24 protein-coding genes, 2 tRNA genes, 1 other RNA gene and 3 pseudogenes are annotated in these 22,906 nt (G+C 31.0%); 29 read left to right on the top strand and 1 reads right to left on the bottom strand.

Translation table 11 applies throughout. From position 1 onward, the window contains the following. The first annotated feature begins 7 nt into the window (after nucleotides 1-7). From ACWOA3_RS00525 to ACWOA3_RS00575, 11 genes are all read left to right on the top strand, one after another. Nucleotides 8-688 carry a tRNA (adenine(22)-N(1))-methyltransferase TrmK gene (locus tag ACWOA3_RS00525; protein WP_442565956.1) on the top strand — a complete coding sequence of 227 codons (681 nt, stop codon included), beginning with the start codon at nucleotides 8-10 and terminating at the stop codon, nucleotides 686-688. A gap of 25 nt (nucleotides 689-713) precedes the next feature. Continuing rightward, on the top strand, nucleotides 714-1,484 hold the full coding sequence (locus tag ACWOA3_RS00530) for a threonine/serine exporter family protein (protein ID WP_442565955.1): 771 nt from the start codon (nucleotides 714-716) through the stop codon (nucleotides 1,482-1,484). Nucleotides 1,485-1,494: 10 nt separating this feature from the next. Beyond that, a complete protein-coding gene (locus ACWOA3_RS00535) occupies nucleotides 1,495-1,944 on the top strand; it encodes a threonine/serine exporter family protein (RefSeq protein WP_204641217.1) in 450 nt (149 codons plus the stop codon). Nucleotides 1,945-1,986: 42 nt separating this feature from the next. Next, complete coding sequence (locus ACWOA3_RS00540; RefSeq protein ID WP_456883773.1) at nucleotides 1,987-2,244, top strand: hypothetical protein; 258 nt, start codon at nucleotides 1,987-1,989, stop codon at nucleotides 2,242-2,244. A gap of 302 nt (nucleotides 2,245-2,546) precedes the next feature. Further along, nucleotides 2,547-2,811: signal recognition particle sRNA large type (gene ffs / locus ACWOA3_RS00545), an RNA gene on the top strand. Between the two features lie 87 nt (nucleotides 2,812-2,898). Further along, on the top strand, nucleotides 2,899-4,260 hold the full coding sequence (locus ACWOA3_RS00550) for an MATE family efflux transporter (protein WP_456883774.1): 1,362 nt from the start codon (nucleotides 2,899-2,901) through the stop codon (nucleotides 4,258-4,260). A gap of 128 nt (nucleotides 4,261-4,388) precedes the next feature. Beyond that, complete coding sequence (locus ACWOA3_RS00555; RefSeq protein ID WP_442565952.1) at nucleotides 4,389-4,817, top strand: DUF1836 domain-containing protein; 429 nt, start codon at nucleotides 4,389-4,391, stop codon at nucleotides 4,815-4,817. Nucleotides 4,818-4,835: 18 nt separating this feature from the next. Further along, nucleotides 4,836-5,678, top strand: coding sequence for a DegV family protein (locus ACWOA3_RS00560; protein ID WP_456883775.1), 843 nt, complete (start codon nucleotides 4,836-4,838; stop codon nucleotides 5,676-5,678). A gap of 587 nt (nucleotides 5,679-6,265) precedes the next feature. Beyond that, entirely contained in the window at nucleotides 6,266-6,919 is a 654-nt protein-coding gene (gene fsa / locus ACWOA3_RS00565) for a fructose-6-phosphate aldolase (RefSeq protein WP_271965411.1), read from the top strand. 155 nt (nucleotides 6,920-7,074) lie between these two features. Continuing rightward, on the top strand, nucleotides 7,075-7,224 hold the full coding sequence (gene rpmG, locus ACWOA3_RS00570; RefSeq protein ID WP_003145675.1) for a 50S ribosomal protein L33: 150 nt from the start codon (nucleotides 7,075-7,077) through the stop codon (nucleotides 7,222-7,224). Between the two features lie 206 nt (nucleotides 7,225-7,430). Beyond that, complete coding sequence (locus tag ACWOA3_RS00575; RefSeq protein ID WP_456883776.1) at nucleotides 7,431-7,769, top strand: nucleotide pyrophosphohydrolase; 339 nt, start codon at nucleotides 7,431-7,433, stop codon at nucleotides 7,767-7,769. A gap of 152 nt (nucleotides 7,770-7,921) precedes the next feature. On the opposite strand, the gene ACWOA3_RS00580 is transcribed toward ACWOA3_RS00575, so the two are convergent. Beyond that, complete coding sequence (locus tag ACWOA3_RS00580; RefSeq protein WP_003146621.1) at nucleotides 7,922-8,452, bottom strand: hypothetical protein; 531 nt, start codon at nucleotides 8,450-8,452, stop codon at nucleotides 7,922-7,924. Nucleotides 8,453-8,827: 375 nt separating this feature from the next. On the opposite strand from ACWOA3_RS00580, the gene ACWOA3_RS00585 reads away from it, so the two are divergent. From ACWOA3_RS00585 to ACWOA3_RS00670, 18 genes and pseudogenes are all read left to right on the top strand, one after another. Beyond that, nucleotides 8,828-8,901 (top strand) — tRNA-Gly (locus tag ACWOA3_RS00585). A gap of 20 nt (nucleotides 8,902-8,921) precedes the next feature. After that, nucleotides 8,922-8,995 (top strand) — tRNA-Asn (locus tag ACWOA3_RS00590). Between the two features lie 179 nt (nucleotides 8,996-9,174). Further along, a complete protein-coding gene (obgE, locus tag ACWOA3_RS00595; protein ID WP_456883777.1) occupies nucleotides 9,175-10,479 on the top strand; it encodes a GTPase ObgE in 1,305 nt (434 codons plus the stop codon). 12 nt (nucleotides 10,480-10,491) lie between these two features. After that, the gene (locus ACWOA3_RS00600; protein ID WP_456883778.1) at nucleotides 10,492-10,938 is read left to right on the top strand and encodes an ACT domain-containing protein; all 447 of its coding nucleotides are present in this window, start codon (nucleotides 10,492-10,494) and stop codon (nucleotides 10,936-10,938) included. A gap of 91 nt (nucleotides 10,939-11,029) precedes the next feature. After that, nucleotides 11,030-12,370: a 23S rRNA (uracil(1939)-C(5))-methyltransferase RlmD gene (gene rlmD / locus ACWOA3_RS00605; protein WP_456883779.1), complete on the top strand. Its 1,341-nt coding sequence runs from the start codon at nucleotides 11,030-11,032 to the stop codon at nucleotides 12,368-12,370. 302 nt (nucleotides 12,371-12,672) lie between these two features. Then, complete coding sequence (locus tag ACWOA3_RS00610) at nucleotides 12,673-12,816, top strand: phospholipase D-like domain-containing protein (protein ID WP_196792831.1); 144 nt, start codon at nucleotides 12,673-12,675, stop codon at nucleotides 12,814-12,816. Nucleotides 12,817-12,874: 58 nt separating this feature from the next. Next, on the top strand, nucleotides 12,875-13,696 hold the full coding sequence (locus ACWOA3_RS00615) for an alpha/beta fold hydrolase (protein WP_456883780.1): 822 nt from the start codon (nucleotides 12,875-12,877) through the stop codon (nucleotides 13,694-13,696). 74 nt (nucleotides 13,697-13,770) lie between these two features. Next, complete coding sequence (gene rlmD / locus ACWOA3_RS00620) at nucleotides 13,771-14,562, top strand: 23S rRNA (uracil(1939)-C(5))-methyltransferase RlmD (RefSeq protein ID WP_456883916.1); 792 nt, start codon at nucleotides 13,771-13,773, stop codon at nucleotides 14,560-14,562. Nucleotides 14,563-15,323: 761 nt separating this feature from the next. Beyond that, entirely contained in the window at nucleotides 15,324-15,530 is a 207-nt protein-coding gene (locus tag ACWOA3_RS00625; protein ID WP_456883781.1) for a helix-turn-helix domain-containing protein, read from the top strand. After that, nucleotides 15,523-15,777, top strand: a complete 255-nt coding sequence (locus ACWOA3_RS00630) for a class I SAM-dependent methyltransferase (RefSeq protein WP_003145474.1) — start codon at nucleotides 15,523-15,525, stop codon at nucleotides 15,775-15,777. The genes ACWOA3_RS00625 and ACWOA3_RS00630 overlap by 8 nt, the downstream gene beginning before the upstream one ends. A gap of 8 nt (nucleotides 15,778-15,785) precedes the next feature. Further along, nucleotides 15,786-16,247 (top strand): DNA-methyltransferase, encoded by a 462-nt coding sequence (locus ACWOA3_RS00635; protein ID WP_456883782.1) that lies wholly within the window; start codon nucleotides 15,786-15,788, stop codon nucleotides 16,245-16,247. Beyond that, nucleotides 16,228-16,661: pseudogene (locus tag ACWOA3_RS00640) on the top strand (DNA cytosine methyltransferase). Before ACWOA3_RS00635 ends, ACWOA3_RS00640 begins: the two are co-directional and overlap by 20 nt. A gap of 262 nt (nucleotides 16,662-16,923) precedes the next feature. Then, a complete protein-coding gene (locus ACWOA3_RS00645) occupies nucleotides 16,924-17,055 on the top strand; it encodes a DUF1413 domain-containing protein (RefSeq protein ID WP_438590710.1) in 132 nt (43 codons plus the stop codon). Between the two features lie 133 nt (nucleotides 17,056-17,188). Then, nucleotides 17,189-17,557: an ArsR/SmtB family transcription factor gene (locus ACWOA3_RS00650; protein WP_456883783.1), complete on the top strand. Its 369-nt coding sequence runs from the start codon at nucleotides 17,189-17,191 to the stop codon at nucleotides 17,555-17,557. Nucleotides 17,558-17,701: 144 nt separating this feature from the next. Further along, nucleotides 17,702-19,783, top strand: a pseudogene (locus ACWOA3_RS00655) (heavy metal translocating P-type ATPase). A 143-nt stretch (nucleotides 19,784-19,926) separates the two neighbouring features. After that, on the top strand, nucleotides 19,927-20,406 hold the full coding sequence (locus ACWOA3_RS00660; RefSeq protein ID WP_456883784.1) for a Csac_0668 family 2Fe-2S cluster-binding (seleno)protein: 480 nt from the start codon (nucleotides 19,927-19,929) through the stop codon (nucleotides 20,404-20,406). A gap of 814 nt (nucleotides 20,407-21,220) precedes the next feature. Beyond that, a pseudogene (tnpA, locus tag ACWOA3_RS00665) lies at nucleotides 21,221-21,695 on the top strand (IS200/IS605 family transposase). Nucleotides 21,696-22,240: 545 nt separating this feature from the next. Continuing rightward, nucleotides 22,241-22,855: an SAP domain-containing protein gene (locus tag ACWOA3_RS00670; RefSeq protein ID WP_456883917.1), complete on the top strand. Its 615-nt coding sequence runs from the start codon at nucleotides 22,241-22,243 to the stop codon at nucleotides 22,853-22,855. Nucleotides 22,856-22,906 lie beyond the last annotated feature (51 nt).

The raw sequence follows: 22,906 nt of genomic DNA on the forward strand, positions 1-22,906 counted from the left end.
AGAAATGATGTTAGCAATTAATAGAAGATTAAAATTAGTAGCTGAATATGTTGAGAATAGAAGATTAGCAGATATTGGTAGTGATCATGCATATCTACCTATTTATTTAGCAAAAAATAATAAAATTGATTTTGCAGTAGCCGGAGAAATAGTTGAAGGACCGCACAAAGTATCAATAAAAAATGTTCAAGAAGAAAACCTTGTAGGGGTTATTGATTGTCGTAAAGCTGCAGGTCTAGATGCTATTGAATTAAGTGATAATATAGAAGTAATTACAATATGTGGTATGGGTGGTAAGCTAATTGCTGATATTTTAGAAAAAGGAAAGGACAAATTAGCAAATAAACCAAATCTAGTATTACAACCTAATGTTGGTGAAAATTTCGTTAGAGAAAAATTACAAGAATTAGGATATGAAATAACTGCAGAAAATATTATCGAAGAAGATGGTCATATTTATGAAATTATAGTAGCAAAACCAGGAGTTATGAATTTATCAGAAGATGAAATAAACTTTGGAAAATATTTGTTAGTAGAAAAGAATGAGCTATTTGTAAAAAAACAAAAATTAGAGCTGTCTAAAATTGAGTATATTTTAAATCAACTTGAAAAAGCAACAGAAGTTCAAGAAAATAAAGTTGAAGAATTTAAAAATAAATATAAAAAAATATTAGAAATTATTTCATAATAATTTATTTAAGAGGAGGGAAGGTATGTTACAGTCTTTACATGATGAAAAAGAAGCTAAAATGTTATTGAATTTTAGTATGAAAATAGCTAAAAGCATGTTGGCGTATGGAGCTGAAGTATATAGGGTTGAAGATACTGTAAATAGAATTTATAGATCGTTTGACAATATAAAAGCTGCAAATATTCTAGTGACATATAACTTTGTAATTGTCTCTTTTGTTTATGATGATAATACTTATACTGCGATGAGAAGAGTTGTATTAGGGGATCGTGATTTAGAAAAAATTGCTCTATTAAATGATATCTCAAGAAGAATGGTAATGGGGGGGTGTACTCTAGATTATGCCTTCAAAAAAATGAAAGAAATAAAGGCTAAAAAAAGATATTCAAATACTTCTGTGATTATTGCTTTAACCTTATCAGGTCCCTTTTTTGCGATAATGTTTGGAGGAACGTTTAAGGATAGCTTATACGCATTCATTGTTATGGCGATTGAAGCTATGTTCTTGACTTTAACTGCGAAATATAAACTTACATCTTTTGTGAGTAATTTTTTAGGAGCATTTATAGCTACCATTATGGTAATGGTGTTAAACAAGTTTTTCTTAATATATAATCCTTTTAGTATTATTATTGCGGGGTTAATGCCGCTTGTTCCTGGAGTGCAGGTTACGAATGCTGTACGTGATTTTATGGCTGGTGATTATTTATCAGGGATGATTGGAATACAGGCAGCAATCTTTGTATCAACAGCTATTGCACTTGGCGTAGTTATGGGATTGAAATTGGTGTAAGGAGAAATTTATGGAGAATAATGTATTTATACAATTTATTGCAGGATTTGTAGTTAGTGTAGCATTTGCAATTTTCTTTAATGCGCCGAGAAAATCATTGTTTACTTGTGGACTGATTGGAGCTATCGGTTGGTTAATTCAAGTGGTAGTTAACTTGTTATTAGCAGACGTTGTTGTGAGTAGTTTTTTAGGTGCTGTTTGTGTTGGTATATTATCAACAAATGCATCTAAGCTTTTAAAGCTACCGGCTACTATATTTATTTATACAGGGATGGTGCCATTGGTGCCAGGATATGGTATGTATAATACAATGCAAAATATAGTAACAAAGAATTATGGTGTAGCTTCAAAAGTAGGGATGGAAACACTCCTTCAGGCTGGGGCAATAGCAATGGGGATACTACTAGCATCTGTATTTTCTTCTTCAATTCAGAGGGTGAAAATACAAAGAAAACGTTAAAAGTGATATAATAAAAGAAAGATTTTATAAAAGGAGATTATTATGGAATATATTTTATACTTTGCAGAAACTTGTCCAGATACTGCACCATTTAAAGAAAGACTAGCAGAATTAGGAATTACTTATAAAGAAGTAGAAGTTATGTCTTCATTAAAAAACTTTAAAGAATTCTTATTCGTAAGAGACACTTACACACAGTTTGATGGAATAAGAGGAAATATGAAGATTGGTATTCCTTGTTTAGTTATTAGTGAAAGTGAATGTATCTTAGAATTAAGTGAATTAACTAAGTTAAAATAATAAATGTTAGAAAAACTCCAAAATAGTATTTTTGAAGTAGATGGGAGTGACTCAAAAGTCCTAAAATTTAACAAAGTTTATATGAGAACTCCTGGACGCAGTGGTTTATTGATATCTAAATTCGTTTTATAAAAGCTTTTTAGATATCTGATAAACTGTGCGGGGGTGACTCGACAAAATCGATTTCTTCGAAATCGCGATTTTTGAGTCACTCCCGCTACTAGATGAATTACTAATTTGGAGTTTATTTTAGAATTTTTATTAATCCCTTGCTTTTTACATTTAAATTTGATATAATTAAAAAATGCTAGGTGGGGAGTTAGCGGTGCCCTGTACTTGCAATCCGCTTTAGCAAGACCGAATACCGAGATGCGGGTAGAATAGGGAATGTCGAGTTTAACACGTAATGTTGAGACTAAGGCACCTTACGACGCAATACTTATGAACCATGTCAGGTCCGGAAGGAAGCAGCATTAAGTAAGTCTATTGTGGGTGTGAGTTTTTGTCGAGGTTGAGTTGGCGATTAGACTAACGGTTTTTTAATCTATTCAAGTCTCGGTTGCATATAGTATAAATCGATGATATCTAAAAGTAAATTAGCTTTTGGATTTTTTTTGTGTGTGAAAAGAAAAAAATATATAAAGGAGAGGACATATGTATCAAGGAAAAAACTTTTCTGAAAGAGCAAAAATTTTTGTTAATTTATTACTACCAGTTTTAGTTTATCAAGTAATTTCATATTCGTCAGGAATGATTGGGACTTTTATGGCAGGACACTATAGTCCTACAGACTTAGCCGGTGTGAGTATGGGTGTTAATATTTGGAATCCAATTATGTATACTTTAAATGCGATCGTTTTAGCGTTAATTCCGATAGTTTCACAATTGATTGGAAAAAATAAAGAAGAAGAGATACCTACAGTAGTTAGACAATTTCTGTACATAGCTATAATTATTAGTATTGTCTTAATTGTTGGGTTAAATACTTTAGCAACACCAATAGTAGACCGATTAGGTATGGATAGTAATATTGCAAAAATAACTAAGAACTATCTGTTTTATGAAAGTTTTGGAGTGCTATCAATCTTCTTGTATGTAGTTTTACGTTCGTTTATAGATAGTTTAGGATTGACAAGATTATCGATGATAATGATGATAGTGTCTGTACCTATAAATGTATTTTTCGCGTATAGTTTTATTTTTGGGAAGTTTGGTATGCCAGAGCTTGGTGGAGCTGGAAATGCAGTTGCTGTTTCAGTAACATATACAGTATTGTTTTTCATTGCATTATTTATAGTACTAACAAACCCTAAAATTAATAAGTATAAAATATTCGAAAAAGAAAAAGTTAGATTTGAAAAATGGGGAGAAATTTTTAAACTAGGAGTTCCAATAGCACTAGCTACAGCACTTGAGACGGTTGTTTTTTCAACGTTATCTTTAATGGTATCACGTTTTGATACGACAGTTATTGCTTCCCACCAAGCTGCGTTAAATTTCTCTGGATTTTTATATACTTTACCAGTTAGTGTTGCAAATGCTGCAACAATTATAATAGCATTTCATGTAGGAGCAAAAGACTATAAAATGGCAACAGAGTATACAAAACTAATGGTAATAATAGGAATGATATTCTCTAGTATAGCAGGCTTAATCGTACTATTATTTGATACGAAGATTCCATATTTATATACTAGTGATAGCGGAGTAATAACTTTAACAGCTGAGCTATTATTATTCGCAATTGGTTTTGCTATTTGTGATTCATTTGCATCAGCACTAGCAGGAGTGCTTCGTGGATACAAAAAAGTTGTACCGATTTGTGTGGTAATGTTTATCGGTTATTATCTAGTAGGTATTCCTACGGCATATTATTTTGTTTTTAAACAAGGTATTGGTATAGAAGGTTTATGGATAGGTTGGATAATAGGACTTGCAGTATATGCTTTAGGTGTCTTATTCTACTATCTATATATGAGAAAAGGAATTAAGAAAAAAATGAAATTAGCTAAATAATAAAAAGATTTTGTAGTAAATGCAAATACTACAAAATCTTTTTTATTTTACCTGTATAACCACTTGACTCTAATTTTAAAAAACTATATAATGTGATTATCAGAACTAGATAAGAAGGAGGAAAGAATTTGAACAAAGTATATCCAAAATGGTCTGAGTTACCAAATATTGATTTGTACTTAGATCAAGTACTATTATACGTTAATCGATTAGATAGCTCCTCAATTGTCGATGATGATAAAGGTTTAACTTCAGCGATGATAAATAATTATGTAAAAAATGGTCACTTAGATAAACCAGTTAAGAAAAAATATAATCGAAAACAATTAGCAAGGTTAATAGTAATTACATGTTTAAAAAATGTATTCTCAATACAAGAGATTAGTAAGACGATAAATAGCCTGACTTCTGAAGGGACTTCTGAAGAGATGTATGATAATTTTGTTATGTGTATGAATGGCGAGAAGAGAGAGGGGCTAGCAGAAGTAATAGTGGCAGCCTGTGATACTGTGAGATTATATAAAAAAACGCATGATCTAGTAGAAAAGTTAAAATAAAATACTTGGAGGTAAATTATGGAGTGGAAAATTGTAGTTGATACTGCTTGCGATTTTAGAGAAATTCCTAATAAAGCTGAGAATGTTGCTTATGAGAGAGTGCCATTTTCATTACAAATAGAAGATAAAGTTTATGTAGATACGTTAGATTTAAATATTGACGAAATGATGAGGGAAATGTATGCTAGTTCAGAGACGGCAAGATCAGCTTGTCCTAGTCCAGAGGCATATCTAGCTGCGTATAAAGGTGCTGATAATGTTATAGTTCTAACTCTTACTGGTGGAATGTCAGGAAGTTACAATAGTGCAGTAATCGGTGAAAAGATGTTGAGAGAAGAAAATGAGAATGCTAACATTCATATAATCAATACACTTTCTGCAGGTGGTCAAATTGATTTATTTCTTCTTAAGATAAATGAATTAATTAAAGAAGGATTATCTTTTGATGAAGTTGTTTCAGAAATGACAAAATACCAAGAAAATACTAAATTAATTTTTTCTTTAGAAAAAGTGGATAATCTTGTTAAAAATGGACGTTTATCAAAATTGGCAGCTGCTGTAGTAGGGTTATTAAATATGCGTATGGTAGGAGAAGCGAGTAAAGAAGGAACTCTACATTTACTTCATAAAGTACGTGGTGAGAAAAAGGCGATATCTACTGTAGTTGAAGAGATGATTAAAGCTGGATATAAAGGTGGAAGAGCCGTAATTACACATAGAAATAATGAAAATATTTGCAAAAAAATAGAAGAAAAATTAAAAGAGAAATTTTCGAATGTAGAATTTATTATAGTTCCTACATCTGGAATTTGTAGCTTTTATGGTGAAGAAGGCGGAATTCTTTTAGGATATGAAATATAATCCGTATTTTAGAATAGTATAAATAATAAAAGAGAAGAAGTGTATTATAAAAAACACGTCTTCTCTTTTTGATAAATTTAACTAACTCTGTTTAGCTCTTTTTTTACGTTTTCGAAACTTCCCAATTAAAAAACCAGTCCCTTGACCACAAAGGCTGAAGAATATATACCCTAAACCATAGATAAGAATATCAAAGTTTAAAATGATTAAACATGATATTATATAAAAAATTCCTATAATAAATGAGAAAATATAGCTAAAGTCTTCTTTATTATATGCATATAGAAACGAAATTAGAAAACTAATAACAGGGTATAGGATAATCAATAATAAAATTATCATCCCAGATCTATTCGATATAAAATAAGAACACAGAGGGAGTATTATAAATAAAAAGAAAGAAAAAATTAAATATGGTACTTTTTCTAAAAATTTCTTCATCATCTGCCTCCTAATTATAGTGTTATTCTATCATATATTGGATTGAAAAACAATAAAGAAATAGTTATAATTGAAGCTATAAAATTGAAAACACTTTCTGGATGTGATATTATGAGGTTACTATAAAAATGAGAGGGGATAATATAATGAAATTTTTTATAGATACAGCAAATGTCGAAGATATTAGAAATGCTAATGAATTAGGAGTAGTTAGTGGAGTTACTACAAATCCGTCATTAATCGCAAAAGAAGGACGCGATTTTAAAGAAGTTATTAAGGAAATTACTTCAATAGTAGACGGTCCTATTAGTGGAGAAGTAAAAGCTACTACTACTAATTGGAAGGATATGCTAGAAGAGGCAAGAGAAATTGCAAAAATTCATCCTAATATGGTTGTTAAGATTCCTATGACTGAAGATGGATTAAAAGCTGTAAATGTATTAAAAAAAGAGGGAATTAAAACAAATGTTACTCTAATCTTTAGTCCAACTCAAGCGTTATTAGCAGCTAGAGCTGGTGCAACATATGTTTCTCCATTTTTAGGTAGATTAGATGATATTTCTCATAATGGATTATTATTAATAGAAGAGATAGTGGAAATTTTTGCTAATAATGATATTGATACACAAATTATCGCAGCAAGTGTAAGAAATCCAATTCATGTTACTGAATGTGCTAAATTAGGATGCGATATTGCTACTGTTCCTTATTCTGTAATTAAACAAATGGTTAAACATCCATTAACTGATATTGGAATAGAAAAATTCAAACAAGATTACTATAAAGTATTCGGTGAGTAATCGATAGAAGTAGTTTACGTAATATAAAGTTATATTTCTTTAAAAAAATTTAAAAAATTTACACTTTATACTAGAAATATTTATAAAGTAATGTTATAATATATTTTGTTGTATGAAAAAGTTGTTAAGATTAAATTTTATAGGAGGTTATATTAATGCGCGTAAATGTAACATTAGCTTGTACAGAATGTGGTGACAGAAACTACATTACTAAAAAGAACAAAAGAAATAATCCAGACCGTATTGAACTTAAAAAATACTGTCCAAGATTAAAAAAAGTGACTTTACACAGAGAAACTAAATAATAAAGTTAGAGAAGCCTTAAAGTATCAACGTTTAAGGCTTTTTGTTTTGTCTTTTGACAATGTTTTGACAATGTTTTGACTTTCCTCTGATAGTATAAAAGTATACTTGAATGGCATATATTGACCCACACTTGACCCACATATTGCAAATAAGGATAATGAAATTATCTAAATACAGTGTTATAATGTATTTGAGGTGAAGGATAATGAAAGAAACTATAGAGAAAATAAATAAATTTAGAGATGAGAGAAACTGGAGACAATTCCATAATGAAAAAGATTTGGCTATATCAATATCTCTAGAAGCTAGTGAATTATTGGAATTATTTCAATGGAAAACATCAGAGGTAACTGTATCAGAAAAATTACCACAAATTAAAGAAGAATTAGCAGATGTTTTTATTTATGCTTTTATACTTGCAGACAACTTAAATCTTGATGTAGAAAAAATTATTACAGATAAGTTAATTATTAATTCTAGTAAGTATCCTATTAAAGAAAGTTTTGGATCAAATAAAAAATATACAGAATTAAAAGGGGAATAACTGTGTAATTTAATTTTATATAGAGTTTTGATTTATAATAAATTCAAGTAGGATAGGGAAGCATTATTCTAAGTATGGATTAATCATATTAATAAGAAAAGGCTTGATATACATTATAATTTTCTGTATATCAAACCTTTTTATTCTATGTATTATTTAGTTACTGGAACTTCAAAAGTGGCTGTTTCCATTGTTTTACCATCTTGATTGAATTGGCTAAAAGAAATTTTAATTTTGTCACTTTCCGTACTTAAACCGTATCCCATAGCAGATTCTGAGATTGCACCAATTGGAGTAGGTTCTGGATATTTTGAAGAATTAACTGGATAAATTCTAGCTTCCTTTTCCGCTCCATCAACAACTGTTCTAGGTGTTAAAAATAGGTCTTGATATTCATTTTTAAAACCTAAGTTCTCATAAGTATATTTTATGATAACTACTTGTGCTATTTTTTCTTTGATATGTTTAGTTCTATCTTGAGTAGTTTTAACCTCTGTTATTTTTAATCTCCATTGACCATCTACAATCCATTCTTCATTAAGACCGTATACTTTATCTTTTGAGTTTTCATTTTTTGATGTTGTTGCTTTATTTTGGCTAATTAGATCGCTTTTAAACAATGAACACCCACTTAGAATTACAGAAGATGATAACAGGACTGTAAATAGTAATTTAGATTTCATATTTTCCTTCTCCTAATATATAATGTTTAATTTTTATAAAATATTTTGAATTACCTTCATACAAAAAATTATATAATACCAAAATAGGCCAGTCAATATACCTTGAATAGTTTTTTTAAGAATTACAAAGTAGGGATAAATTTTATAGTTTACTACAAAAATACCTTTACAAATTAAAGAAAAAACATTATACTATATATTACCAATTGAAATATTGTTAATTTTTCTATAGATATTGCTTATTTTCAAAATAATTCTTTAGTAAAGCTAACAAAATTAAGAATTTTTAAAAAAATAAAAAAAAATTAAAAAAGTTGTTGACAAACAATAATATCTATTATATAATTAATACATAAGTTAATAACAAATATTCATGCGGGTGTAGTTTAGTGGTAAAACCTCAGTCTTCCAAACTGATGTTGTGAGTTCGATTCTCATCACCCGCTCCATTTTTTTATTTAGAGATTTTTCCACAGTAGCTCAGTTGGTAGTAGCATCTGACTGTTAATCAGAGGGTCGCAGGTTCGAGTCCTGCCTGTGGAGTAAAGTACGGCTGTGTATGCAGCCGTATATTTTTTTGTTTAAAATCTCGCTAAATATTATTATCAAAGGAAAAATTATGTTATAATAGTTCATGGTATATGAACTTTTATCAAGTTGAATTTTATATAGTTTAAAAGTTGAAGTTTAAGAAAATAAAGAGAATTGTATAGGAGATTTTTATGTTTTTAGATGAGGTAAAAATATTCGTCCGATCAGGTGATGGTGGGAATGGATTAGTAGCATTTAGAAGAGAAAAGTATGTTCCAAAAGGTGGCCCAGCAGGTGGTGACGGTGGACGTGGAGCAAACGTTGTATTTATAGTTGATGAAAGTTTAAGAACTTTCATGGATTATCGTTATCAGAAGAAATTCGTAGCACCTAATGGTGAGAATGGAATGAGTAAAGGTATGCATGGTAGAAAATCTAAAGATTTATACTTAAAAGTACCACCTGGGACTGTAATTCGTGATACTGATACTGGAGAGGTATTAGCAGATTTAGTAGAACATGAGCAAGAAGTAGTAGTAGCTCGTGGAGGTCGTGGAGGACGTGGAAACTGTCGTTTCGCAACTCCATCAAACCCAGCACCAGAGATCGCTGAAAATGGTGAACCAGGAGAAGAAAGAAATCTGACTTTAGAATTAAAACTTATGGCAGATGTAGGTCTTGTAGGCTTCCCTTCAGTTGGTAAATCAACATTATTATCAATAACATCAAAAGCAAAACCAAAAATTGCTGATTATCACTTTACAACATTAGCGCCAAATCTTGGTGTAGTAGAAACAAAAGACCACAGAAGTTTTGTTATGGCTGACCTTCCAGGATTAATCGAAGGAGCTAGTCAAGGTGTAGGTCTTGGTCACCAATTCTTACGTCACATCGAAAGAACGAAAGTTATTGTTCACGTAGTAGATATGTCGGCAACTGATGGTCGTGATCCATATGAAGATTATAAAATTATTAACCAAGAATTAGCGGAATATAACATGAGACTTTTAGAAAGACCTCAAGTAGTAGTAGCTAACAAGATGGATATTCCAGTTGCGAGTGAAAATCTTAAAGAATTTAAAAAACAATTAGAAAATGACGGTGAAGATGTGGATATCGTTGAAATTTCTGCCTTCACACGTAGTAATATTGATAACTTACTTTATAAAATAAGTGATATTCTAGATAACACAGATCCAAATACGTTATATGAACTTGATACGGAAGAAGAAAGTATGGAAAACAGAGTTCTTTATAAACATAAACCTAAGGATGAAACATTCAAGATTACTCGTGATGACACAGGTGCTTATGTAGTAAGCGGACCTGGTATCGAACGTGCATTCTTAATGACTGATTTCAACCGTGATGCTTCTGTTAGACGTTTTGCTCAACAAATGCGTTCTATGGGAGTAGACGATGCTTTACGTGATAGAGGATGTAAAAACGGTGATACTGTTAAGATCCTTAAAGGTGAGTTTGAATTCGTAGAGTAGGAGATAACCACTGTGGATAAAGAAAAAGTTTATTATATAATTAGAGAAGATGTATTGCCAGAAGCTGTAAAGAAGACATTGGCGATGAAGAAAGCTTTAGAAGAAGATTCGAAATTATCAATTTTAGAAGCTTCTAAAAGATTTGATTTAAGTAGAAGTGCATTCTATAAATATAAAGATACAATTTTCCCGATTCAAGATGTGAAAAGACAATCTATTCTATCACTATCTATTGATGTTGATGATATTCCTGGAATATTAGGCAGAATTTTAGCGGTTGTTAATGAAGAAAAGTGTAGTGTACTTACTATTCACCAAACCGTGCCGATTAATGCAAAAGCTACGATAATTATTTCTTTAGAGCTAAGTTCAGGTGATATAAATATTGAAAAATTAAATAAACGAATTAAAGATCTTGAGTTTGTTAATTCAATTAAAGTAATTGGTTTAAGCATGTAAAGATAGTTTAATAAATATTAAATGTAGGAGAACAGAGTAGGGAAGTCAGTTTCCTATGTCTGTTCTCCTTTTTATTTTAGAAAGGTGAATTATGCAGAAAAATGATATATTCGAAGGGAAAGTTATAGATTATACCCACGATGGTCTTGGTGTAGTAAAAATTGATAATTTTCCGATTTTTATTGAAGATGTTATAGAAGGTGAAGTAATCAAGTTTAAGATAATTAAATTAAAGAAAAATCTTGGTTATGGAAAAGTTCTTAATATTATTGAAAGTTCTAAAAATAGAGTAGATGGTATTCCGAAGACTTCTGGAGCAAATTTAGTTCATATGAACTATGAAGAGCAATTGAAGTTTAAGAAGAAAAAAGTTCAAAATGTTATGGATAAAGCTCTTGGAAAAGATTCTATCGAAGTATTAGATACGCTAGGAATGGAAGATGGATACCATTATCGTAATAAATCTGTGATTCCAGTACAAAAAGTTAATGGTGAAGTTAAGATGGGATATTATAAACCACGAAGCCATGATGTTGTTAATATAGAGAAATGTTTTATTCAATATGATGAACACAATGTATTAATGAACAAGTTACGTAGTCTAATTTCAGAACTTAACTTATCTATCTATGATGAAAATAACCACTCAGGTGCTATTAGACATATTATGTTCAGAACAAATACCCTGAAAAGTGAAATCATGGTAGGTATTGTAGCGAAGGAGAAGTTTAATAAACTAGATGAATTTGTTGAAAAAATATCTAAATTGGACGATAGAATCGTTAGTATTATGTTAAATATTAATGACAAGAAAACAAATGTAATCTTTGGTGATAAAACTGAAAAACTTTTTGGTAAAGACTATATAACTGACACGTTAGACGGAATAGTATTTAAGATTTCACTTCGTTCATTTTATCAGGTAAATCCAATTCAAACAGAGGTATTGTATAGTAAAGCATTAGAACTTGCTGAGTTAAAAGAAACTGATACGATAATTGATGCTTACTGTGGTATTGGAACTATAAGTTTATTCGCAGCGAAGAAAGTTAAGAAAGTATATGGTATTGAAATAGTAGAAGCGGCTGTTTTAGATGCTCGAGAAAATGCTAAAAATAATAATATAACTAATGCAGAGTTTTTACTAGGTAAGAGTGAAGATGTAATTAAAAAATTAATATCACAAAACGTGAAATTAGATGCAGTTATCGTGGATCCACCACGTAAAGGTTGTGAGGAAAGTTTCCTACGTGATCTTGCAGCTATGGATATAGAAAAAATAGTCTATGTTAGTTGTAATCCAGCAACATTAGCTAGAGATATGGAAATTATGAGAGGGCTAGGTTATAAACTAGGTGCAGTGCAACCTGTAGATATGTTCCCAGGAACGTACCATGTTGAAGCAGTAACACTTCTTGAACGAAATAATTAGAGAAGTAGAAGAATATTTTATAATCTCGGATAGTGCTCGTAGAATGAGGAGAGAAACCTTTGATATGAAAAGAAAGTTTGAACCTCCGAGTGTGTTGTATTGATATCAAGGATTAGGAACTGATAGCTGTTTAAGCCCAGTAATACCGAAATTTCTGGACAATCGAACTAATTTGTTAAAGGGGAGGATAAACGCTATTCGATAACTTATTCAAAGGAAAAAAGGCTAAAAAGTGTGAGAGTTGAGTTGTTGAATTAGATATTGTTGTTATTCTGAGATGGAGAAGTAGAGGATATAACCGTGTGTATGATAAGTTTTGTATCATAGATATGGACTATTTAATGCACGTATCATATAATTGGACATCAACAGCTAATGATAGTGAAGAGATCTTAGCTACTGCACTTAATCATGAACTTGTAGCAAAGTTTGCAAAGAGTTTATGAAATTATATAATGGGATTTATTTTAAACAATGACAAATTAGTGTTGTGGAGGGACAATAATGCTGGAAAAAACACTAGAAACTTCATCAGGAGTGATTCATTATTGGATAAATGAAATTAATAAACAATCAAGAATCGCTCTTATATTTTTGCCAGGACTTACTGCTGATCATAGATTGTTTGACAAACAGATAGAATATTTTAAGGATAAGTTCAGAGTATTGGTTTGGGATGCACCTGGACATGCTTCATCATATCCTTTTGACCTTGATTTTGATTTGTTTGATGAAGCAAAATGGTTGTATGAAATATTAATAAAAGAAGGAATTGATCAACCAATCTTAATTGGACAATCAATGGGAGGTTATCTAGGTCAGATTTATGCAGAACTATTTTCTGAAAAACTAAATGGTATTGTTACTATTGATTCAGCTCCTCTTCAAAGGCAGTATTATACCGTAATAGAATTATGGTTATTAAAAAAAGTAGAAGTAATATATGGAATTTATCCATGGAAAACACTTTTGAGACTGGGGCCGAAAGGCGTATCAACAACTGAATACGGAAGAAAATTAATGTTGGATATGATGATGGTATATGATGGGAACAAAAAAAGATATTCTCATCTAGTAGGGCATGGATATAAAATCTTGGCAAAAGCAGTAGAAAAAAATCTGACTTATGAAATAAAATGTCCACATATGGTGATATGCGGTAAAGAAGATCGGGCAGGTTCCTGTATCCGATATTTGAAATTATATGAGAAAAAATCTGGGAAGCCTGTTGAGTGGATTGATAATGCTGGTCATAATTCGAACACTGATAGACCACATGTTGTAAATAAATTGATTCATGAATTTGTGAAAAAGTGTGACATATAAATACTAGGCTGTCGAGTTAATACCGTTTAACGATAACCTTATTCTATCGTTAAACGGTTTATAGACATGTTTCCATCTATCAAGTAAATCCAGTTAAAACAGAAGTATTATATAGTAAAGCGTTAGAACTTGCTGAGTTAAAAGAAACTGATACGATAATCGATGCTTACTGTGGTATTGAAACAATAAGTTTATTCGCAGCGAAGAAAATTAAGAAAGTATATGGTATTGAAATAGTAGAAGCGGCTGTTTTAGATGCTCGAGAAAATGCTAAAAATAATAATATAACTAATGCAGAATTTTTACTAGGTAAAAGCGAAGATGTCATTAAGGATCTAATTTCAAAAGATGTTCAAATCGATGCAGTAATAGTCGATTCACCACGTAAAGGATGCGAAGAAAGTTTCTTAAGAGACTTAGCTTCAATGGGAATAGAAAAGATAGTTTATGTGAGCTGTAATCCAGCAACTCTAGCACGTGATATGGAAATTATGAGAGGACTAGGTTATAAACTAGGTGCAGTGCAACCTGTAGATATGTTCCCAGGAACGTATCATGTAGAGACGGTAGCACTTTTGTCCAAACTTGATGTCGATAAGCACATAAGTGTTGAAATTAAGTTGGATGAGATGGATTTGACAAGTACGGAGAGTAAAGCAACATATGCTCAAATCAAAGAATATGTTTGGAATAAATTACAATTAAAAGTTTCAACATTATATATTGCACAGATAAAAAGGAAATGTGGAATAGAATTACCAGAACATTACAACAAGTCAAAAAAGGAGAAGCAAATTATTCCACAGTGTACACCTGAAAAAGAAGAAGCCATCATGGATGCTTTGAGACACTTCAAAATGATTTAATAGAAAAGAATGACAGCATATGACTTTCTGCATTTATTACATTCCTACTTGGTATTGGAACGGCGTTGTTGTATATCATTATGGTGTTCTGCTTATTTTGGGCGTTAGCTTCTTTTATTGCTAGTTTAAGAGTAAGTTAACATATTTTTAGAAGTGTAAGTTGAATGATTAGTAAAATAGCAGGTATATATCTCTAAGTGTTATAATATATTATTAAGATGAAATATATCAGTTATTTAAAGATAAGAGAAACGAACGGGCAGAGGGGGGAAATTAAAACAAAATTATATTAAAAGAACACGCTAATTATGAAACTGGGATTTGTTATGAATTCCAGTTTAATTTTTATAATTGGATTAATAGAATTATTAAACTATACAATAAAAATCAATTTAAAGAAAAATAAATATTAGATAATCTTAGACGATAGAAATTAAAAACTCTATTGTCTATTTTTATACTCAAAAGTTGGAGGGTATGATGATGAGGAAAAAATTCTATATTAGGTCAAATAAAAAGCTTTAAGATAGATGACAAAACTAAGTCTAATAAGAAAGACCATAGCAAAGGTGGAGAGAGATAAATATCGGTAGTCTCCGGATTGCCTTTATTTTTTTGCTTTTTTAAAGTGATGTATCAATTGATTAAAAATAACCTATAGTTAATGTTATAATAAATTTGTATGTAATAACAAACATAAGTATTTTTTTAATGTATATATGTACGAGATTAGCTATCGAAAAAATAATCTTGGAGGTTATATGGAATTAAGTTATAAAAGGTTATTTAAAAAACTTATTGATTTAGATATACAACATAATGAGCTTATGGAAAAAGCAAATGTAAGTAGGAGTACATTTTATAAATTAAAGAATGGTGAGAATGTAACTACCGATATTTTGCTCAGAATTTGTGATGCATTGAATTGCGACATATTAGAAATTATGGAGTGTATTAAAAATGATTGAAATAATAAATGGAGAATGCATAGAAGAATTGAGGAAGTTAGACTCATCTACGGTTGATTTAATTATTACAGATCCTCCATATAATATTGCGAATTTCATGAACGGGAGAGATACAAATCTACAAAAAATGCGTTCTAATTTTTTTGGTGCTGCTGGTTGGGATGATTTAGATTTTAATGATTGGAAAGACCATATGAGATTGTTTTTAAAGAATCAAGTAGGATACTTAAGAATGGTGCTTCCATGATAGTTTTTATGTCAATATTAAGGGTTGAAACTCTTGTTGAAATAGCAAATGAATTTGGTTTTTATTATAAAACCACTGGAATTTGGCACAAAACAAATCCAATGCCTAGAAATATGAATTTACATTTTGTTAATTCAAATGAGTGCTGGATATATTTTACTTATAAAACAAAAACAGGAACATTCAATAATAAAGGTAAATTGGTTCTAGACTATATTGAAACATCTGTCACGACTGCTAGGGAAAAGGAATTAGGTAAACATCCAACACAAAAGCCAATTATATTATTCGAACATTTTATGAGATTGCTTTCAAATGAGGGCGATTTAGTAGTAGATCCATTTCTAGGAAGCGGTTCTTCTGCAATTGCAAGCTATAGATTAAATAGAAATTTTATCGATGTTGAATTAGAAGAAAAATATGCTAAATTAGCGAATATGAGGATAGAAGATGAAAAGACAAGTTATTGATTTGTTTTCTGGAGTTGGTGGTCTATCTAAAGGATTTTTCGACTCAGGATTTGAAATTGTTTTAGCAAATGAAGTTGACTATTCTATAGCTAATTCTTATAAAAAAATCATCCTAAAGTGAAAATGATTAATGAAGATATTTCAAAATTAGATATTGATGATGTTTTTAATGAGTATAAAAATATAGACGTAATTGTTGGGGGACCACCTTGTCAAGGATTTTCTCAAAAAGGGAAAAGAAAAATAATGGATGATCCACGTAATTATTTATTTAAATATTTTTTTGAGGTAGTTAGTGTTGTTAGACCGAAGTATTTTGTGCTAGAAAATTTACCCAACATATTAACTGCAAATAACGGACATTTTAAAGACGAAATTTATAGCTTATGTTCCAGTAATGGTTACACGTTATGATGATACCCTAGTAAGGAAGATTATCCAGAATGTTAGTGTTTATGATGACCACTTTGTAATATGCTTTAAATCTGGAATTGAAATGGAAGTATGATTTAATACTAATATAAACCGTCAATTAAGAGTTAGGTTCTCTTGATTGGCGGTTTTTGCATTGACTTTTACATGATTTATACATGTGATATTATCAAAAATGTTGTTTATAAGGTTATTGATAAGGAGTTGACCACATGAGTGATGTAATAAGCTGTTAGATGAAGCTATTAAAGAAACCGAAAACTTGTACGAAGGAGAAGTCTTTATTTTTAAGGAATTGTTTAAAGGATATGTATGGAACAGGATACCGAGAAAGGACTGTACTAATGTCTTAGTAGATGTTTTTGAGATATTTTAAATAATATAAAAAACACTTGAATAAATGCTCATATAACTATTGACACAAGAGAAAAATAATAATATAATAAATATACAACGTATGAATAGTTATTCAAGTAATCAGATGAAATGATTTAAAAAGAGGTAATAATATGACTAAAAAATTTAATTCAATTGAAAGATGTGACTGCAATGTAATTCATGAGGATATTGTAAATCAAGTTGGAGATAAAATGCCTCAAGAAGAAAGCCTTTATGATCTAGCAGAATTATTTAAAGTATTTGGAGATTCAACACGAATCAGGATATTATGGGCTTTACATGAAGCTGAAATGTGTGTTTGTGATATCGCTGTATTACTTAACATGACACAATCAGCAATTTTCCATCAGCTGAGAGTCTTAAAACAAGCTAATTTAGTGAAAAACAGAAAAGAAGGCAAAGTAGTATATTATTCATTAGTTGATGATCATGTAAGAGAAATATTTGACCAAGGTCTAATTCATATCAACGAGAAGTAGTAATGCGGTAGAATAGAATATTTTTGAAGATATTTGGGCATATATTTAAGTCTTCATTTCAAATGAGCAATGCTTCAAGAAAATTTGAAAAAGACTTGTAGTATTCAAAATAAAATTATAAATAATATTTAGGAGGATTTAATAATGAAAAAGAAATTTATACTTGAAGGTTTAGATTGTGCAAATTGCGCGGCAAAAATGGAAAAGGCTATTAATGAGCTTGATGGAGTGAAAGAAGCTACTGTTAACTTTATGACCACAAAACTCGTTATTGATGGTGAGGATGAAAAAATGTCAACAATAATAGCAGAGGCCGAAAAAATAGTTAAAAAAATCGAACCCGATACAACTATGAAAAAGGCTTAAAGGAGGCTATTTAGTGTGACAAAACGACTATGGCGAATAATTATTGGTGCAGCCGTGTTAGCTACAGCAGTATTGCTTAGTTTAAATAACGAATGGTTACAGATTGCTCTCTTTATAATAAGTTACATTATTGTAGGTGGAGATGTTGTAAAAAGAGCTGTAAAAAATATTTTTAAAGGTCAAGTTTTCGATGAAAATTTTTTAATGAGTATTGCAACAATTGGTGCATTTTTTATTGGTGAGTATCCTGAAGGTGTTGCAGTTATGCTGTTTTATCAAGTTGGAGAACTGTTTCAAAGCTATGCAGTTGGCAAGTCGAGAAAGTCAATTGCAAGCCTTATGGATATTCGACCAGATTATGCAAATGTTAAAAAAGGTGATGAACTTGTCAAAGTTGACCCAGATGAAGTACAAATTGGAGATATTATTGTAATTAAAGCAGGAGAAAAAATTCCTCTTGATGGCAAGGTAATTGAGGGAAGTTCAATGATTGATACATCGGCACTAACAGGCGAATCTGTTCCTCGTGAAGTAGAAGTTGGAAGTGATATCCTAAGTGGGTGCATCAACATTAATGGGGTTATTACAGCAGAGGTTACCAAGGAATTTGGAGAATCTACTGTAAGTAAAATTCTTGATTTAGTTGAAAATGCAAGTAGTAAAAAATCCAATTCAGAACAATTTATTACGAAGTTTGCGAGATATTATACACCGGTTGTGGTTATAATTGCAGTTTTTCTAGCTATTATACCACCTCTTGTTATAGACGGGGCGACTTTTAGTGATTGGATATATAGAGCACTAGCATTCCTTGTGGTATCCTGTCCGTGTGCTTTAGTTATTTCAATTCCTTTGAGTTTCTTCGGTGGAATAGGTGGAGCCTCAAAAAAAGGTGTTTTAGTCAAGGGTAGTAATTATTTAGAGGCATTAGCAGAAACTGAAATTGTTGTTTTTGATAAAACTGGAACACTAACGAAAGGTGTATTTAATGTACAGGAAATTCATCCAGAGGGAGTTTCCAAAGAAGAGCTACTAGAATTAACTGCACATGCGGAAAGCTATTCCAATCATCCGATTTCACTTTCACTGAAACGTGCATATAGCAAAGAAATAGACAATGGACGTATTTCAGATGTAGAAGAGATATCAGGTCATGGTGTTATTGCAACAGTAGATGGCAAAAAGGTTATGGCAGGAAATATCAAACTTATGAAAATGATGGATATCCCTTATTTCAAGGGAGAGCTGATCGGTACTATTGTACATGTTGCTGTTAATAACAAATATATAGGTTACATTGTAATTGCCGATGAGGTAAAGGAAGATTCATCACAAGCAATCAAGGAACTTAAGGCAGCTAATATTAAACAAACAGTTATGTTGACAGGTGATAATAAAAGTATTGGTTCAAAAGTTGCTAAAGATCTTGGTCTTGATAAGGTTTATGCAGAACTGTTGCCAGCAGACAAAGTTGAAAAACTAGAAGAATTATTTTCGCAAAAATCTAAAAAAGGTAAACTTGCCTTTGTTGGTGACGGAATCAATGATGCACCTGTATTAGCTCGTGCAGACATTGGAATAGCAATGGGTGGTTTAGGTTCTGATGCGGCCATTGAAGCTGCTGATGTTGTAATTATGACTGATGAACCATCGAAAATTGCTACTACAATGAAGATTTCTAAAAAGACACTAAAAATTGCACATCAAAACATAGTATTTGCAATTGGAATAAAAATAATTGTTCTTATTTTGAGTGCTTTTGGAATAACTACTATGTGGGCAGCTATATTTGCAGATGTAGGTGTAACTATCATCGCAGTATTAAATGCTTTTAGAGCTTTGAATGTAAAGAATCTATAAACTATTTTTCCTATTCACCCCTTGAATGATACCGATAATTGACGATACAATCAAGGGGTATTTTTTAATTTAAAAACTATAAATGAAAATTGGTTGGGATTTACCTTGAATTAAATGGTTTTAAAGATATGGAGGTTATGTAATTGAAAGTTATTGATGAATGTTGCTGTGAATGTATCACACAAAATTTAAATAGAACAAAGGAGAGTTGCTCTGTCTGTAATAATGAAGGAGTAACAGTTAGTAGGATAACCGTTGAACACTTGGTGACAGATGATTATCGTAATGCCGTTGATGGAGATCAATATAAGATATGCATGAATGAGGACTGCGACGTTATTTACTATAACTTAGATAAAGAAATAAAATTCTTAAAAGACCAAGTTAGGGTTCCTATCTGGTTTAAGAAAGATGCAGATCCTAAGTATGCTTGTTATTGCAGCAAAGTCACAGAAGATCAGGTAATTGAAGAAGTTGTAAAGCATGGTGCGAAAACCGTTAAAGAAGTAAATGCCATAACTGGAGCAATGAAAAATTCGCTTTGTAAGGAAAACAATCCTTTGGGGGTATGTTGTCATAAGATTATTCAGGAAGCCATTGATAAGGGATTAATCATGAAATGATTTGAGTTGATATGTTCTCACGAACAGACAAAACCGTTGATATCTTCCCACAAACGAGAGCCAATGTTGGATATGTTTCCGACTACGAGTGTGGATATGTTCCCCTTAACCATAGGGGTTGAAGCAGTTGTTTTAATGACAAGAGAGTAGACCGAAGCCGTTAATTACGAATGCTTTATGTGATAGCTGTCGTAGAGGAGTAGTAATACAGTAACAGAGAACCGCTGAGTGCGTGGTATTGCTACAGCGAACAAGAGGGTGAAAATCCTGATTTTAAGCTATTTTACAAGCATTTTGTATTTGTAGATAAAGGCGATTTTGACGTTAAAAAAGTCCTAAAAAGGCACATAGATGTAAATGTATTTGTAGATGTCGTTTGCGTATCGAAAAAATGAATACAACAATAAATATTTATCTTAAGAGGGAGTGACTCAAAAATCGTGATTTCAGAGAAATCGATTTTTTTAGAGTCACCCCCGCACAGTTTATTAGATATCTAAAAAGCTTTTATAAAGCGAATTTAGATATCAATAAACCACTGCACCTATGAGTTTTCATATGAACTTTGTTAAATTTTAGGACTTTTGGATCAGCCCCTTTTTTTTATTGGCTGTATAATAAATCCGGGGCATGGAAAAAACCATGCTCCAGATTTTAATTAAGGGCTTTAGCCAGTTGAGGAGGCGAAGTCTCCGAAACAAAAAACCACCCGCTATGCGGGTGCGAGACAAAAGTTAAACAATTGAAAAATCATCCTTTCTTGATAAAATAAGAGTAGTTCAAGCTCTAAAATAAAGAAAGGATGATTTTAATTATGACAAATAAACATAATAGTTTATCGAATACAAAGTGGTTATGTAAATACCATATTGTATTTACACCTAAGTATATACGAAAAATAGAATTTAATCAATACAAACGAGATATAGTAGATATAATAAAAAGGTTATGTAAGTATAAAGGAGTGGAAATAATAGAAGGACACATAATGCCAGATCATATACATTTGCTACTATCAATACCGCCAAAATATAGTGTATCAAGTTTTATGGGGATTTGAAAGGAAAAAATTCACTGATGATATTTGATATTCATAAAACCTGGAATATAAGTATTGGAATAGAAAGTTTTGAGTAGAAGGATACTATGTAAGTACTGTAGTATTAAATGAAAGTACAATAAGAAAATATATCAGAGAACGATAATCGCATGAGATTACAATAGACAAACTGATAACGAAAGTATATACAAATCCATTTGGAAATAAAAAAATAGATAAACTCGTTTAACGGGTAGCGGGGGTTAAAATACAATAGGGCTTGAACGAATGTGAAAGCCAGCGCCTTGAGGTGCGTGTTAGTAACAAAGGGTTATACCCGAAGAGAAAACCACCCCTTTTCAGGGGGCATTATTGGTATCGTTTTGACATACCCATTTTAAGGTGAAAATAGGCGTTCTACCATTCCTGTGTACAGTGGATATGAAATGCGTTACTCGTTGGAGAACCGAGCCATGTTGAAGCAGTCGTTTTAATGACAAGGGTGTAGGCTGAAGCCATTAATTACGAATACTTTATGAGATAGTTATCGCAGAGCGCTAGTGATGAGGTAACAGTGAATCGATGAGTGTGTAGTATTAATGTCAAAAGTTGTAACTAGTGAATAAATGAAGTGTAGAAAATAAAGGCTTATTCTAAGGCTATCGTTAAAGGATATTGGTAACTTGGAGTAAGTCTTTATTTTAATTTACGAAATCTAAGGAGTATTGTATAATAAAATAAATTAAGTTGATTAAGAGGGGAATATATAATTTAAGTTTTGGAGGTGAGTGTGTGATAGAAATTAGACCTAGTTTTAAAGATATAGAATCATTTGAGGAATTTAACAAGTACTATTGGTATCGAGAAGAACTTTCACAAATATGTAAGTCTCTTGGACTAGAGTATAGATGTACAAAGAAAGAATTGAACTATATTATTGAACAATATTTCAAGGGAAATAGAATAGAAAAGTCTACAAGAAAAGTAAACAAAAAACATGCCGAGGTAATATCTTTAAATACACCATTGCTAGAATGTGGTTTTTCTTTTAACCAAAAATTTAGAGATTATTTTTCAGCTGTAACAGGAGTCAGCCCGTTTAAATTTAATGCTGATATGGCAACGGCTTGGAGAAAAGTAAAAAGTGATAATGATAAAGAATTTACAATTCAAGATATGATAAAAATATATTATGGAGAGTCAGATTATGCAAAGTATGATAATTCGACTTGTCAGTGGAATCAATTTCTAAAAGATTTTTGTGAAGATGAACACAGCAATAATTATTCTAACAAGTTAAAAGTTGCAGCTATCCTTTGGAAAGAAGTTAGAAACTCAAAAAATGAAAAAATTTATTCAAAACAACTTCTAAATGAATATGGATTCAAATTAGAGGAGTACCGCAAATAAAAATATATCGGATACTTTTTAATGATAGTATAAGGTTGTCGTTAAAAGGTT

It is taken from the genome of Gemella taiwanensis (genome assembly GCF_054054385.1).

Coding starts and splice junctions, on each gene's coding strand:
- ACWOA3_RS00535 (WP_204641217.1), top strand. CDS start 1,495: ATGGAGAATAATGTATTTATACAATTTATTGCAGGATTTGTAGTTAGT.
- ACWOA3_RS00635 (WP_456883782.1), top strand. CDS start 15,786: ATGTCAATATTAAGGGTTGAAACTCTTGTTGAAATAGCAAATGAATTT.
- rlmD (WP_456883779.1), top strand. CDS start 11,030: ATGCAGAAAAATGATATATTCGAAGGGAAAGTTATAGATTATACCCAC.
- fsa (WP_271965411.1), top strand. CDS start 6,266: ATGAAATTTTTTATAGATACAGCAAATGTCGAAGATATTAGAAATGCT.
- ACWOA3_RS00650 (WP_456883783.1), top strand. CDS start 17,189: ATGACTAAAAAATTTAATTCAATTGAAAGATGTGACTGCAATGTAATT.
- ACWOA3_RS00540 (WP_456883773.1), top strand. CDS start 1,987: ATGGAATATATTTTATACTTTGCAGAAACTTGTCCAGATACTGCACCA.
- ACWOA3_RS00525 (WP_442565956.1), top strand. CDS start 8: ATGTTAGCAATTAATAGAAGATTAAAATTAGTAGCTGAATATGTTGAG.
- rpmG (WP_003145675.1), top strand. CDS start 7,075: ATGCGCGTAAATGTAACATTAGCTTGTACAGAATGTGGTGACAGAAAC.
- ACWOA3_RS00560 (WP_456883775.1), top strand. CDS start 4,836: ATGGAGTGGAAAATTGTAGTTGATACTGCTTGCGATTTTAGAGAAATT.
- ACWOA3_RS00550 (WP_456883774.1), top strand. CDS start 2,899: ATGTATCAAGGAAAAAACTTTTCTGAAAGAGCAAAAATTTTTGTTAAT.
- ACWOA3_RS00615 (WP_456883780.1), top strand. CDS start 12,875: ATGCTGGAAAAAACACTAGAAACTTCATCAGGAGTGATTCATTATTGG.
- ACWOA3_RS00580 (WP_003146621.1), bottom strand. CDS start 8,452: ATGAAATCTAAATTACTATTTACAGTCCTGTTATCATCTTCTGTAATT.
- ACWOA3_RS00575 (WP_456883776.1), top strand. CDS start 7,431: ATGAAAGAAACTATAGAGAAAATAAATAAATTTAGAGATGAGAGAAAC.
- ACWOA3_RS00530 (WP_442565955.1), top strand. CDS start 714: ATGTTACAGTCTTTACATGATGAAAAAGAAGCTAAAATGTTATTGAAT.
- ACWOA3_RS00630 (WP_003145474.1), top strand. CDS start 15,523: ATGATTGAAATAATAAATGGAGAATGCATAGAAGAATTGAGGAAGTTA.
- obgE (WP_456883777.1), top strand. CDS start 9,175: ATGTTTTTAGATGAGGTAAAAATATTCGTCCGATCAGGTGATGGTGGG.
- ACWOA3_RS00625 (WP_456883781.1), top strand. CDS start 15,324: ATGGAATTAAGTTATAAAAGGTTATTTAAAAAACTTATTGATTTAGAT.